The sequence below is a fragment of the Mesorhizobium sp. ISC15 genome (genome assembly GCF_037162615.1).
GTDB classification, from domain to species: domain Bacteria; phylum Pseudomonadota; class Alphaproteobacteria; order Rhizobiales; family Rhizobiaceae; genus Mesorhizobium; species Mesorhizobium mediterraneum.
This window is the reverse complement of the sequence record NZ_JAVSPX010000001.1, coordinates 1-13,273: the sequence shown is the minus strand read 5'-3', so window position 1 is coordinate 13,273 and position 13,273 is coordinate 1. Positions and strand designations below refer to the sequence as shown.

At 57.6% G+C, this 13,273-nt stretch carries 12 protein-coding genes and 3 pseudogenes; 9 read left to right on the top strand and 6 right to left on the bottom strand.

The window, feature by feature from the left end; genetic code table 11:
• The first annotated feature begins 303 nt into the window (after positions 1-303).
• From RPG13_RS00075 to RPG13_RS00060, 4 genes and pseudogenes are all read left to right on the top strand, one after another.
• Positions 304-1,170 carry a site-specific integrase gene (locus RPG13_RS00075; protein ID WP_337124137.1) on the top strand — a complete coding sequence of 289 codons (867 nt, stop codon included), beginning with the start codon at positions 304-306 and terminating at the stop codon, positions 1,168-1,170.
• A complete protein-coding gene (locus RPG13_RS00070) occupies positions 1,167-2,090 on the top strand; it encodes a tyrosine-type recombinase/integrase (protein ID WP_337124136.1) in 924 nt (307 codons plus the stop codon). The genes RPG13_RS00075 and RPG13_RS00070 overlap by 4 nt, the downstream gene beginning before the upstream one ends.
• Positions 2,087-2,269, top strand: a complete 183-nt coding sequence (locus tag RPG13_RS00065; protein ID WP_442921319.1) for a hypothetical protein — start codon at positions 2,087-2,089, stop codon at positions 2,267-2,269. Before RPG13_RS00070 ends, RPG13_RS00065 begins: the two co-directional genes overlap by 4 nt.
• A 188-nt stretch (positions 2,270-2,457) precedes the next feature.
• Positions 2,458-2,577, top strand: a pseudogene (locus tag RPG13_RS00060) (transposase domain-containing protein); the annotation flags it as partial.
• An 18-nt stretch (positions 2,578-2,595) separates the two neighbouring features.
• Here RPG13_RS00060 and RPG13_RS00055 read toward each other — a convergent pair.
• The 4 genes from RPG13_RS00055 to RPG13_RS00040 form a co-directional block, all read right to left on the bottom strand.
• Positions 2,596-3,036, bottom strand: coding sequence for a hypothetical protein (locus tag RPG13_RS00055; protein WP_337127095.1), 441 nt, complete (start codon positions 3,034-3,036; stop codon positions 2,596-2,598).
• Positions 3,037-3,083: 47 nt separating this feature from the next.
• On the bottom strand, positions 3,084-3,899 hold the full coding sequence (locus tag RPG13_RS00050; protein WP_287068448.1) for a hypothetical protein: 816 nt from the start codon (positions 3,897-3,899) through the stop codon (positions 3,084-3,086).
• Positions 3,900-4,162: 263 nt separating this feature from the next.
• Positions 4,163-5,251 carry a cysteine protease StiP domain-containing protein gene (locus RPG13_RS00045; protein WP_337124135.1) on the bottom strand — a complete coding sequence of 363 codons (1,089 nt, stop codon included), beginning with the start codon at positions 5,249-5,251 and terminating at the stop codon, positions 4,163-4,165.
• Positions 5,252-5,348: 97 nt separating this feature from the next.
• Entirely contained in the window at positions 5,349-6,476 is a 1,128-nt protein-coding gene (locus RPG13_RS00040) for a phosphoribosyltransferase domain-containing protein (protein WP_245485625.1), read from the bottom strand.
• An 80-nt stretch (positions 6,477-6,556) separates the two neighbouring features.
• Here RPG13_RS00040 and RPG13_RS00035 point away from each other — a divergent pair.
• Positions 6,557-6,979, top strand: a pseudogene (locus RPG13_RS00035) (IS6 family transposase); the annotation flags it as partial.
• A 471-nt stretch (positions 6,980-7,450) separates the two neighbouring features.
• Here the strand turns inward: RPG13_RS00035 and RPG13_RS00030 are convergent.
• On the bottom strand, positions 7,451-7,615 hold the full coding sequence (locus tag RPG13_RS00030) for a hypothetical protein (protein WP_164759513.1): 165 nt from the start codon (positions 7,613-7,615) through the stop codon (positions 7,451-7,453).
• Positions 7,612-7,976: pseudogene (locus RPG13_RS00025) on the bottom strand (transposase); the annotation flags it as partial. The pseudogene RPG13_RS00025 and the gene RPG13_RS00030, both read right to left, overlap by 4 nt.
• Here RPG13_RS00025 and RPG13_RS00020 point away from each other — a divergent pair.
• The 4 genes from RPG13_RS00020 to RPG13_RS00005 form a co-directional block, all read left to right on the top strand.
• The gene (locus RPG13_RS00020; protein WP_337124134.1) at positions 7,864-8,529 is read left to right on the top strand and encodes a DUF6527 family protein; all 666 of its coding nucleotides are present in this window, start codon (positions 7,864-7,866) and stop codon (positions 8,527-8,529) included. The pseudogene RPG13_RS00025 and the gene RPG13_RS00020 overlap by 113 nt on opposite strands.
• Before the next feature lie 127 nt (positions 8,530-8,656).
• Positions 8,657-9,190 carry an LLM class flavin-dependent oxidoreductase gene (locus RPG13_RS00015; protein WP_337126961.1) on the top strand — a complete coding sequence of 178 codons (534 nt, stop codon included), beginning with the start codon at positions 8,657-8,659 and terminating at the stop codon, positions 9,188-9,190.
• A gap of 721 nt (positions 9,191-9,911) precedes the next feature.
• The gene (locus tag RPG13_RS00010) at positions 9,912-11,504 is read left to right on the top strand and encodes an amino acid adenylation domain-containing protein (protein WP_337124133.1); all 1,593 of its coding nucleotides are present in this window, start codon (positions 9,912-9,914) and stop codon (positions 11,502-11,504) included.
• A partial coding sequence (locus RPG13_RS00005; protein WP_337124132.1) for a condensation domain-containing protein occupies positions 11,444-13,273 on the top strand: 1,830 nt, incomplete at its 3' end. The genes RPG13_RS00010 and RPG13_RS00005, both read left to right, overlap by 61 nt.

Here is a 13,273-nt window from a genome sequence, read left to right as displayed (position 1 = left end):
ATATGGCGAGTTTGCATGCGTTTATGCGGGCAGATTGTCGGGCAAAGGCTTCGGTCGGCAATGCACCTGGCGATCGCTAGGCCTATTTCGTGAGCTGAGAGACTGGCATGTCGGCAACTGGCACGATCTCCGGGATTTAAGCGAACTTCATGTTGAGCGGTTCTGGAGCACCGTTCCAAATACCGGAGCATCGATTCGGGCGACCGATCGGCGCTTCGGCGCTTGCTTGCCGCGTTACGGCAAGAAGGTTTGATACCAACCGCCCTTCCGATTGAGCGCACGGAGTAGGAGCAGATTGTTGATGTGGTCGCGGCTTACCTCACGAATGCGAGAGGGCTCGCCGCCTCGACGGTGGAAAGCCACAAGCTGCTCTCACGCCGATTTCTGCAGGAGGTTTGTCCGGCTGGCGCAGATGGGTTTGCGGCGCTCACCCCGGAGATCGTCATCGGTTATGTCGAGCGACATGCTCTCGATGGCTCCGCCGACAGCGGCAAGGCGATGTGCGGGATGGTGCGCGCCTTCCTGCGCTATTTGCATCTGAAGGGCTTCATTTCGGTGGCCTTGGCCGATTGTGTGCCGTCGATCCGTCGCTGGCGGCTTGCTGGCCTACCAACCTTCCTGCCACCACAGAAGGTTCAGGTGGTTCTCGATGCCTGCGATCGGACCACGGCAATGGGGCTTCGCGACTATGCGGTTTTGATGGCGCTGGCCAAGCTGGGCTTGCGCGCCAGCGAGGTTGCCGCGCTCAGTCTTGACGATATCGATTGGCAGTCGGGCAGTGTCCTCGTCCATGGCAAGGGGCGGCGGCAAGCGATGATGCCGCTACGCCACGACGTCGGTGTGGCTATCGTCGCCTACATCCGGCATGGGCGACCGGCTTCACCGTGTCGCCGGTTATTTCTGCGAATGCTTGCTCCGCACGTCGGCTTTGCCTCAGGCTGCGCCATCACGATGATCGCGAAGGAGGCCCTCGAGCGGGCGGGTATTCACGGCTATGCGCACCACGGCGCGCACCTCTTCCGCCACAGCCTTGCGACCGACCTGCTGCGGTCGGGGGCCAGCTTTGCCGAGATCGGCCAGTTGCTTCGTCACCGGAGCGTCGACAGCACAAGGATCTATGCCAAGAAGCTGCGCGAACTGAGCCTGCCCCGGCCGGGAGGTGTCCAATGAGCCGTCTTCGAACAGCGCTCGAGCGCTATGTGGGCATGCGCCAGGGATTGGGGTACAAGTATCATGGCCCCGCTCGACGGTTGTCGGATTTCGTCACCTTCATGGAGGCTCGCGGCACCGAGACCGTCACCACGGCGCTGGCAATGAAGTGGGTGACGTTGATCGGCCGACAACCGAGTTGGTCCATCCGCCTAACCGATGTGCGCTGCTTCGCTCAGCATCTCGCTCATTTCGGTCCCATGACGGAAGTGCTCCCTCAAGACGCTGTGCCGCCGGCGCGGCGGGCAAAGCCCTACATCTATACCGATGCTGAGATCACGGCGCTTGTGGCGGCGGCACTCTCGCTGCCGCCGGCCAACGCCCTGCGTCGCTGGACATATCATTGCCTGTTCGGATTGATAGCGGTCGCCGGGCTACCCCTTTCCGAAGCGCTCGACCTGCGCCGGGACGACGTCGATCTCGACCAAGGTATCCTCACCATTCGTGAGACGAAGTTCGGCAAGTCGCGGCTGGTCCCGCTCCATGCCACGACGGTCGCCGTGCTGTCTGACTATGCCGCGCGACGCGACGCGCATCTCGTCGCGCCTCGTAGCGCCTATTTCTTTGTCGCCGAGCAGGGCGGCAGATTGCTGCACCAATACGTGCACCGGGTGTTCTGGCAGCTGTCGCGACAGATCGGTCTGCGGCAGCGGGGGCAGCGCAATGGTCCGCGGATTCACGATCTTCGTCACCGTTTCGCCGTCCAGGCCCTGACCAACTGGTATCGTGCGGGCGAAGATGTCGAGCGGGAACTGCCGGTCCTCTCGACCTTTCTCGGCCACGCCAATGTTCGCGACACCTACTGGTATCTATCCGCCGCGCCGGAGCTAATGACCCATGCCGCGCGACTGCTGGATAAGCGGTGGGAGGTTCGCTCATGAGCGCCTCGAACGATCTGGCCGTGCTGATCGAGCGGTGGTTCACCGATCGGCTCATGCGACATCGAGGCGTAAGCTCCAACACCATCGCCTCCTATCGCGACACCTTCCGGCTCCTGTTTGCGTTCGCGCAGACACGCCTTGGCAGGTCTCCGTCGCAGTCTCCGCACTTGCCAAGCTGAAGCCATACGAACGCGCAAAGGCCGAACGATTTCGACCAAACGACCGGCTTCTCGCGTTCCTGAACGCCCTTTAAGCATGAGAACTATGCCGAGTGTCAACGACCGGTTCTTGGTCGAAATGGCGGGCAAAGCGCTTCATACCGCCATGATCGGAAGAGGCGCTCGGCATAGTTCGGCGGTCGGCATAAACCGCCAAGATGAACCAGGTCGATCCGCACGCCTGGCTCACCCAGACCCTCGAGCGTATCGCCAATGGCTGGCCAAACAGCGACATCGAGGCGCTCATGCCTTGGAAATACCAGCGCTAAACGGCATCAGCTACGCGCTTACCAAACGGCAGGCGAGGTTCGCTGATAATCCACGTCGCTCGATCGCAGCGCAGTTCGAAATCCTTGCAGCATGATCATCGGCGCGAAAGCGTGCCGTTGTGACCAAAAGCACGATTTGCGACAGAACCCAATAGCATCGTGGATGTTATCTGCGGCGCGCCCGTCTTGCTGGGCTGAGCTGGCGGCTGCCTGAAGGGATGGATGACAAAGGCCTCGAGCTGCTGCTCTTTCCGGCGCCCTGATGACACTGCCGTAGAGGTTGTCGTCGTTGCTGACGATCGCCTGAAGGAGCTCAGGATATTCTCCAAGCTTTTTCGCGACGCGGTTGATGGTGGAAACGTAGGTGATCGTAGCCATCAGGCGGCCTCGGCTATCAAAGCAAAACCACAGCGGTAATAATTGGCCGGTCACCTCGATCTGGTCGGCGAGTTGCGTCAAGGCGAATCGCGCGGCGCGGGGCCACGCAGTGCACATTTTCCCGTCGTTCAAGCAAGGCCCGCAAAAAAAGTCTTCGATGGCACGTTCAGCATCGCCGAAATCTGCGAGCGCGATGGCGCACCCCACCAGTCGCACAAATTGAGATACCCGAGATCGCTTGCGCTGTCACCGAATCCGATCGCTGGCCTATCTCCGGACTCCGAGCGGAGTTTCTTCAAGAGGAATTCTACTGCCCGGCGCTTTGAAACCGGCGGGGGAATGAGCGCGAAGTTGTTTCCGTTGTGATGCCGTATCCAACCCGCATCGTCGAACTCAAATTTCAGTTCCGCCAGCCTCTTGCCATCACCGTTGTTTTCCTTGAAGACTGCGTATGTGGCCATCTCCATTTCTTCAACGATCCACGAACGAACAGACATTTTGCCAGCTTCGGCTCCTTGCCGACCTATTTCAAGTACCTTGTTCAGTGCCTCCCTGTGAGGGATCAGTTCCTTAGAAATGACATCGTGCCATTCCTTCAGATGCGCACCGTCCGGTTTAAGGATGACAGCGCCGTTGGCAACAATTGCATAGCTGTTGAACGCGATCTTGACGTTCCCGTAGGCCGTTGTGCCACGTGCCGTGACGGGAATGACTTGTGACGTACTCAGCAGCCAATCGATTATCGCAACCTGCCGCGGGGTCATCATGGAATGATGTCCGTTCGAGGAGATCGCAGCTAGCGCTAGTTTATGCTGGCTGCCTTTCGGACACTTTGCGCGCGTTTGGAACAATGTATCATCCAGATCGGCAAAGACGATTGGCTGCATGGCATGATCTGCGAATTTGGCGGGTTGATCAGACATTGCACTTGATCCGTCATACATGTTCGGAATCCGTTTTTCGTCAACTCGGAAAGATCCCGGGCAGATGACTTTTGTTTTGCGTTCACAGCTAGGCCAACCGCTTCCCTCAAAGCGACGGCCAGCCCTGTTTTAATCGCAAAAGTGACATTCTGTCCGCTAACAAGAATTGCAGTCACGACGCCGATCAGCAAGCCGCATGAATCGAACGCCGGCCCCGCGCTCGATCCTGGTTGAAACAGTGCGGAAATTTGGCTCAAACGGCGATGTATTTGTGATCAACTTTTTCAAACCTTTCGGATCAAGGTAATGGCGCGATATGGCTGGATTTTTTTCGGAACGACTTGGAAGTGGACATTTTTCTCCCGAATCAAATGCCGCAGCGCTGCCAGCTCAGCGTCTTCACCGGAAGACAGGAGGACAATTTGAGGCATGCGGCGCAGAATTGCCCTTGTGGCTTCCGCAATTCCTGGCTTGATCCGATTGGTATTCTCAACGGCAAACTCTGCAGCAACTCGATTGATTGCCTGCCGCGATCGTCTCTGATGGCTTGAGCGGTCGTTGATCGTCCACTGCGCGAGATCAATATTTCGGTCCAATGCGGTGACGGCATGTGTCCATACACTGTCCACGAAAGCAGCTGAGATGTCGTGGGACATCAAGTGATCCCATCTGACTGTACCGTGACAATCTTCCGGACCTGTGACCTCCTCGTTCAGTATCGAACGGCTGATCAGCCCGGACACGGTGCTTCCGAGTATTCCCGATGGAATGAGCCAGTCTTCGCCCGACGCCGCAAGCCACGCCCGGCCACAGGGGTCAGACAGAACCACCAGCTTTGGCGGTTGTGCAGAAAATGAATGGAAGCTCCGTTCCAGCTCGGTGGCGATAGCGCCTTTGCCGGTCCAGCCATCAACAAACAGCAGGCCTTCAATGGGCCGCCGCTCAATGATGTGGCGCATTGCATTGCTGTCAATTCCGCGGTCCCGGATGACCGAAATGCCAAAGTGTTGGACGTCCTTTCCCATGCGCGACAACGCACGCTTGAGGAGAACACCCAAAGGCACCCCGGCCCGAACGAGGCTCGCCAACGTGATCGGGCCTTTAATTTGATTTGAGATAGACCGCGCGAGAGCTGCTACCTCGCGTCCCATTCTCGCAGCGCCAACTGACATCGCTTCATAGAATATCGCCATGTAGGCGGCTTCGGGCACGCTTTCGAAAGAAATCATTTCCGAATAATGGCGTAGGCCGGACTGTATCGCCGCTTCCTTCGAAGCGTTGGCGATTGCCTCCAAAGTAACGATCTTCAAAAGAAACGTGACGTCCGTACTGCGATACGTACCCGAAATGAATTTACTTTGCGTCTTCAACAAAGTCTTCCCTTCCTCCGCCACTTACCGGAACTTCAGGCGTACGACTGCAACACCACGTGGAATGTTGGTACGATAAGGAGTCTCAATGAGAAAACACTTACTGGGGAATTACTACGGTTGCCCGTTCCAAGAAGTGCATAAGTATAGGACTTATCTCCGCTTCATTCGTCTCGGAGCACAGGAGAATTTTCACGTATTCTGACGGGGCGACATTGTACAGATAATTGAACACATGCCCGCCGTAATTGTCCTCAAATGAGATTTTCTTTACAATCGCGTGACCCACTGAAATCGGTGATCGGGTAACCGATGAGTAGTGGACGTCAGCTCCTTCCGTCTCCAATTTTTCCGCAAGCAGGAACGGCTGCCAAACGTTTTCTCCTGTACCAAGTACCAGCGTAGCGCCCGACGATGCCGCCTCACCATCCAGTTGAAGGCGGTGCCGGGAGACACCCAGCCGAGCCCAGTCGATATCCTTGTCGGGCGAAATGACTTTACCCCTTTTTGTCTCAACAGACGGCACTTCTGGCGCGTTGATGTTCAAACCGTTTGCATCCCAGCGATACCGCCCGGAAAGGATTGACGCGCGCTTCACGTTGGCTGCGATCATCTGTTCGGCAGCACCATCTGACCAATCCGTAAGGGTGACGAGCACCGTACTGCGAAGGTTCGACCTGATGCTAGCAGGCAGAGCTGCGAACAGATTACCGAATGTTTTTCCGGTCGACGCTTCATCGTCAATTAAAACAAGCGTCCGGGCGTTCTTGACCATCGAGACCAGGCCCGGCACGAGCGGCCAGTGTACGAGATGTCCTGGGGCGTGACTGTGCTCCTCCTGGAACTCACAGATTAGGGGCAAACCTAGTGCGTGCCTGGTAGTGCAAATGTAAACGGTGTCGTCCCGGTCATATTGTTCTGAATATTGCTGGTGCACGCCCGCTCCCAGCCCGACAGCAGTTTCGGCCATGCCTATGAACAGGATTGGCCCTTCGAGATCGGGTGAAATTTGGTCGGCCAGAAGTTTGTACGTCTTTCGCATCAGCGAAGGCCGAACGGGACTGTGACGTCCAAGCAGCTTGGAAGCGAACAGGAAAGACCGTTTGGGATTGATGCGCTCCGCGAACCCGAACATTGCATCGGGGGGCATTAGGCTGCGATCGATTTCAACCGAAATGGTTCCGCGGGCGAGTTCGGCAGAAAGATATTTTTTAAGTGCATTGTCCAAAATGTCCCACCCGGGTCTTTATAATTTGGGGCGTTGTCGCGGTAACTTCTCGTGGGGAGGCGCTGAGTAGACGCAGGTTCATGCACACCAGCTACAAACGCCAGCGCTCTACCGCCGAGCTTGTCCCCCATGCGGTGTGGCTTTATTAGCGGTCCCTTTGGGCCTGCGCCTGGTCGAGGAAATTCTGGAGCGCGGGATCGTCGTCTCCTGTGAAACGATCCGCCGCTGGAGGAAGAAGTTCGGCCCCGAGTGCGTTCGACGACTACGCGCAAAGCTGCCCAGCCCCAATGATGTTTGGCACCTGGACGAAGTCCTCATCACCATCCCGGGAAGAAACTTTGGTTGTGGCGGGCTGTCGATCAGGACTGCCTGGCAGCAAAGCATCATCACTGCCAAGCTGCGTTCCCGTGGAGCGGAGAAACGGCAGGTCATGCCGAATGGCGAGCACCGCGCGCTAGGGCATCAACAACAGTGCCGAGAATCCCCACCAGCCGCTGCGAAAGGGCAATTCAGTACTTCTGGGCCAATTGCCATGTCATCTCCTTTGGTTGGGGACAAAGCCGTTACAACGGCTTCCCAAAGTTGATGTGCAAGTGAGGTGCCATCCTGAGGACGTAGCTGCGCGCGCTGATACTCAAGTTGGGCCGGCGCACCTTCGCGTCGCGCTCTTCCTTCTTCTCGCGTTGAGGGCAGCGCACGAAATGCAACACGTTTCGCTATGCTGCGTCTGTTCGATAGTCGACAGTTTGGGTCAATAGCGACAGTATTGTTTGTAGGAGTGAAACACCATGTGGTCGGCACCGGTCGGTCGCCTTCAGTATGTCAAGCGAAATCACGGAATGGCGCCGGCGCGCGTGCTGCCGCCCGAGCCGCTTCGACGAGCATGCCGCGGGCTGTCCACGGCCCTATTTCCTGATCCGCCCCTGACAGGCGAGCCCTGGCACGCACTGCCTGACGCTGGGATTCAGCCCGAGCTAGCTTACAAGCTTCTGTGGCTCGTCGAAGCGGGACGCGCTGCCGATCACCCCCTTCGTCGCCAACGCGACGGTCTTGTCGACACCAGAAATGGTCATCAGCCGCTTCACGCCGTCATGGGGTAGGAACAAGAGCAGTGCGAAATCGTACGTGGCCTTTATCAACCAAAGGCAGCTACGGTTGATTTGATGATGATTCCGCCGTCCGGGCTTCGGCGCATCTGACGCCCCGTGGCGGCGCGAAAGACGCTCAGTAGTTGCAGCGCCGGCGCACGCGCGACCAGATGGTTCTCAAGACTTCTCGACCATGCCGGTTTTTCCGAACGGCGCTCCCAGACACCACGCGCTGCGAACATCGGAAGCCAATCTCGTGGAAATACAGGTCGGCATGTTGCGGGCTGATATGATGAAAGATGCCGGCGATGGTACGGCGGACGCGGGCGTTGAAGCCCTCCACCGAATTGACGTGGACGGCGTCGCGAACATACTCACCACTGGAATGTTTCACGGTCTCGTGCTTGGCAAAGCACCGGCACGACGGCGATCCGTTGCTGCGGGAACCCGGTGATGCCGTTCTCGTGCACCGGGGAAAGCCCCGTTCACTGCTCATTGCCTGCCCGGACGGCTGTGGCGGGTCTCTTTCCGTCAACCTCGATCCGCGGGCGGGAAAGGCTTGGCGTCTTTACCGCAAAGGCAACGCGATCAGCCTCTCGCCATCCGTTTGGCGCGATGGCGGCTGCAAGAGCCACTTCATCGTGTGGCAAAGCCGGATTATCTGGTGCGACCGCTTTGAAATGGGCAACCAAGAGCCGGCCTATGATGCAGCTCTTGAGGCCGACGTCTTGGCGGCTCTGGACGCCGTCAGATTCAGATCCACGCACGAGATCGCGGAAGAGCTCAACGAGATTCCGTGGAACGTGGCGCGTGCCGCACGCAAGCTTGTTGACCGCGGGCTCGCCGAGTACCCCGCAGACGCTCAGCGCGACCGCCTGCGGAAAACGTCCATGCAGGAATCCAATCCGGAGCAGCCGCGCAAGGGAGGATTTCTCGCCTGGATGCGGCGCCTTCTGTTGGGTTAGACCAAGTAGCAGCACGCGTAGCCCACTTCGAGACGTGGACAGTTCATCCGAATTCTTGGGGTGAAGTTGCGATCATTGACGCGTCGGCAGGGTCGGAATGGATGTCCTAGGGCACGATCGCCAATGAATCTGGGATCATGTTGCAACCAAGTTCTGTGAGAGAATTTATCCGAGCGCTGCGTGGCATCTGGACGGAGGACAGTTTCACGCGAAAGGGCGATTTCTACCGCTTCACCAACTATTCGATGAAGCCCAAGCCGATCGAGCCCTTGCCCGCTTCCAGGGCGGCTCGTCGCGCGCGGCGCGCGACATGGCGTCTCGTGTCTCCGACTGGTATTTCACCAACGGCAACACGACGGAGGAGATCCGGAAGCAGGTCGACGACATCCGCACCAAGGCGAAAGCCAACGGCCACAAGGTTAGGATCGGCGTCAACGCTTTCGCCATCGCCCGCGAGAGCGAGCAGGAAGCGCGCGCCGTGCTCGACGAGATCATCGCCAAGGCGAATCCGGAGGCGGTGCAGGGCTTTGCCGATCAGGTCAAGAATGCCGGCAAGGCCTCGCCGGAAGGCGAAGGCAATTGGGCGAAATCCTCCTTCGAGGATCTCGTGCAATACAATGACGAGGACACGCGCCAGGCGCGCCAATCGGCAAAAGGCTAATGCGATGCTGGCCCTGAGCGGGTCGGCATTTCCTTTGGCGGCGTCAAGGCGCTGAGCGACATTGATCTCGAGGTCAAAGACGGTGAGGTCCGCGCGGTCGCGTCGTAGCTGGCCACGCTTTTCTGGCGGCGCGAAAGCGCGTGATGCGTGTCCAAAACCTGACAGCATCAGAAAACATGTCAGGTTCATTACAACCTGCCATCTTGGGCACTGTAGTGGTTTTCAATGCGCAATCATGCGCTCCCGTGCGCTGAGCGCGCTGGCACGGCCTTTGCTGATTGAGATGCGGCAACATTGGGTGAGGGCTGCCTCATCTCTAAGAGGAAGACAACCTCGCGCATAGAGTGGCGCAACCTTTGGAGAGCAACATGGTCTTGCAGATGGAGCCTCGGATCCTTCGATCAAAGGTGGAGACCTGGTCGCCTGGCGAGCCCCTCACGAGCTTCCAGGCTGGCGTCGACGAATTTTGGGCAACTTGGTGCGGAACATGTGTCGCGGCCATGCCCCATCTGGTCCAGCTGCATCAATACAAGAAGAGCGGACTTGGGTTATCGGAGTCGCAACAGGCGAAATGAACAAGCTTGGATGGATCCCAGCTTTTCTGTCCGAATTCCGACCTCGTTCGTGGTCACCGACGGCCGGCGCAACTTGGACTCTAGAACGGGGCCTGCCCCAAAAATTGTAGGTTTCGAGTGTCGCGGAGCTAGCGGCGCAGAGCTGGATGCGCATGTTTAACGAAGATTCACGTGAGAAGCACAAGCTGGTCGGACGTCGGCTCACCGATGTGATCGCGGCTATCGATGAAATCGGGGCATCGTTTCCGGACAGAATCGCGATTACGCATGGCACGACGGAACTCACATATGGTGAACTGCGAGTCATGTCGGCTAGAATCGCGAGCACTCTACGAGAGCGCTGCGCGGTGGGAGCGGTAGTGAGCTATTGTGGTGCACGAAATCCCAATTGGGCCGCTACAGTAATCGCAATTCTGAAGGGGGGCTCAACATATTTGCCGCTCGACCCATCTTCACCGGCCTTACGCATTTCATTCATGGTCGAGCAGAGCGGATGCACTCTGATTATCGGGCAAGAGCGACCGGAAGCCCTTGGTCTGCTTCAAGAAAACCGTCACGGCAATCGGGAATTCATGACGGTGCAGACCGCGTTGATTGGGGACCGTGCCTCTCCTGCGATGCCCTCTTCGGCTGAGTGCGGTCCCGCTTACATCTTGTTTACGTCCGGGTCGACAGGGTCGCCCAAGGGTGCGACGGTCGAGCGTGCCGGACTAAACAACCATTTGATAGCCAAGATCGATGCGCTTGAGTTGACCGAGAAGGACTGCATCGCTCAAACTGCATCGCATTGCTTTGACATCTCGCTGTGGCAGCTCTTGGCAGGGCTATGCGTTGGAAGCCGCGTCGCGATTATAGACGATGCCACGCTTAAATCTCCGATCGCTCTTCTTAAGGCGCTGCAGGGACAAGGCGTCACAATTGTCCAATTCGTCCCATCGGTGCTTGCCATATTTGTTGAGTATCTGCAGACACTCGCGGCCGATGAGCGGCTTCTCATCGCCTTGCGCATGATCTCCACGGTCGGCGAGCCGCTGACGCCTGCCCTGGCGCGCGCCTGGCTGGCACTGTATCCCCAAGTCCCGATTCTTAATCACTATGGCCCGACAGAATGTGCGGATGGGGTTACCCACCATGTGATTTCTGTCCCGCCTAGTGCATCTGAAGCCTATGTGCCGATCGGCCGGCCGATCTCCAATCTTGAGGTCTATGTCGCCGATGGATGGCGGCTGTGCACGACGGGTGAAGTGGGCGAGATCTGTGTCAGCGGAGTCGGTGTCGCTGCTGGCTATATCAATGATAGCTCGCGTACCAAAGATGCTTTTTTTCCAAACCCGTTCTCCAACCATCCCTCCCATCGGCGCCTCTACAAGACAGGCGATCTCGGACGCTTCAGAGCTGACGGCCTCCTGGAATGTCTTGGCAGGCGAGACCGTCAGGTCAAGATCCGGGGGCACCGAGTCGAGCTTGGAGAGATTGAGTCTCGGCTCTGCACCCATCCTTCGGTAAGTGGCGCCGTCGCCGTAGCACCCGTCAATGAAGGCGTGAAGCTCACAGCAAGAGAAATAACCAAGGCCGACGGAGGGTTCAGGCCAAGACGGATAGTGGCCTATGTATCGGCCCCTCCCGACGTCTTGGAAAGTGGACTCCAAGCTTTGTTGCCGAAACGCTTCCTGCATACATGGTCCCGGAGCGAATCATTCATATCGATGCCATTCCAATTACCAGAAACGGCAAAGTAGACTTTGCGGCTTTGCCGGACCCGACGACCATTCGCCCTCAGCTGCTGAATCCGTTCGAGGAACCAAAGACGGAACTCGAACAAAAGCTGCGCGATATCTGGTCCAGCGTTCTTCGCATCAAAAGTATCGGCGTGAACGACCAGTTCATGGACCTTGGTGGGGACTCGCTCCGGGCGATGCTTATATTAGCCCAGCTGCAGAGGCAGCTCAGGGCGAAGGTGGATTTCAGGCTGGTGCTAAATGGGACGGTCAGGTCGCTGGCGGCATCGCTATCAAGCCAATCCGGAACGACACAGAACGTGCTTCCAGCGGGCCGGAAGCACGGACGATCAACGCTGACACGGGTACAGGAACACCTGTGGTTCCTCTGGCAGCTCGATCCGGATGCGAAGAACTACATCATTCAGGGCGGCCTGCGTATACGAGGGACAATGGATCTGACTGCTTTCAATGAAGCTTGGATCGATGTTGTCGGGGCCCACGACGCGCTTTCGGCACGTTTCAGCGATGAAAACGGGCCGGTCCAGATTTTTGATGATCCGCACTCCGCCAGTTTAGAGTTGGTTGACACCACTCACCTTACGCAACAGGACGCTGAGGAGCTTGTGGCGGAGATGCGGCAGACCGAGCTCAACGACGCCTTTGATCTCAGCCATGGCCATTTGTTTCGTGCGCGCATGATCCGCCTTGCCGCGGATGACCACCTAATACTGATAACCGCACACGAAATCATCATAGATGCTTGGTCGATCTCCATCCTGCTCAGAGACTTGCGAACGAGATACTCCAATGCTGCCCCGTTCTCTCCAGGGCATCGTGTGTCACTCTCGGCTTATGCGCTCTGGGAAAGTGTACATGTTACACCGGACTTGCTGGTTGAGCAGCGGCGCTACTGGCGTGGGCAGATTGGCGACAATCCACCCGCGCTTTTGCTAGCGAGTGATCGACCCCGGCCGAAAGGGAATTCCTACCGTGGGGCCTCGCATGCGGTTCCCCTTGGTGAAGAACTGTCCGATCAAGTGAGGGGTTTTGCACGTCGGCACAGGTGCACCACATCCACGATCCTGTTGGCATCCTTTAAGCTCCTGTTGCGGATGTATAGCGGCCAGGACGATGTCATTGTCGGTATACCGCACGTCGTTCGCGACAAAACAGGCACCGAGGAAATTGTTGGATTTTTCCTCAATATGCTACCAATTCGAACCACGATTGATGTCAATAAGTCCTTTGTGGCTCACGTAACTCATGTGCAAGCCCTTGTCAGCGATGCCATCGCGAACTCGGCGTATCCATTCAGTTGGATGGTGAGGGACGCTCGATTGTACCGCGAAGCCGGTCGGTCACCGATCTTCCAAGTCATGTTCAACATGTACTCCGAACCCCAAGAGCCAACGGCCGAACGCGATTTGGATCTGACCTTTCGTGAATATGACACAGGCTATGTGAAGTTCGACCTTACCCTGTATGCGCAAGACCAGGGCGATGAGATTGCGCTGCAACTGGCATATGCAGAAGACATTTTTTCAAGTGACCTGATCGCTCGCATGGCCGCCAATCTTCGCCACCTTATTGCTGCCTGTTTCGAGAGGCCGGCTGAGCCGATTGTCGCCCTGACCTGCCTGTGCCCCTCGGAGGTCGCCATGCTGGACGCGCTCAGGGGCCCTGAGCAGGTATATGAGAACGAAGCTTCGCTCGTGGAAGCCTTCGATCAGGTCAGCGCAAAGAACGACCAGGTGGCGTATTTCGGCGAGTTCGGAGAGATCACATTC

Excerpts from the sequence above, each read along its gene's own strand:
- RPG13_RS00050 (WP_287068448.1), bottom strand. The coding sequence starts at position 3,899 with ATGTATGACGGATCAAGTGCAATGTCTGATCAACCCGCCAAATTCGCA.
- RPG13_RS00070 (WP_337124136.1), top strand. The coding sequence starts at position 1,167 with ATGAGCCGTCTTCGAACAGCGCTCGAGCGCTATGTGGGCATGCGCCAG.
- RPG13_RS00020 (WP_337124134.1), top strand. The coding sequence starts at position 7,864 with ATGCCGGCGATGGTACGGCGGACGCGGGCGTTGAAGCCCTCCACCGAA.
- RPG13_RS00065 (WP_442921319.1), top strand. The coding sequence starts at position 2,087 with ATGAGCGCCTCGAACGATCTGGCCGTGCTGATCGAGCGGTGGTTCACC.
- RPG13_RS00010 (WP_337124133.1), top strand. The coding sequence starts at position 9,912 with ATGCGCATGTTTAACGAAGATTCACGTGAGAAGCACAAGCTGGTCGGA.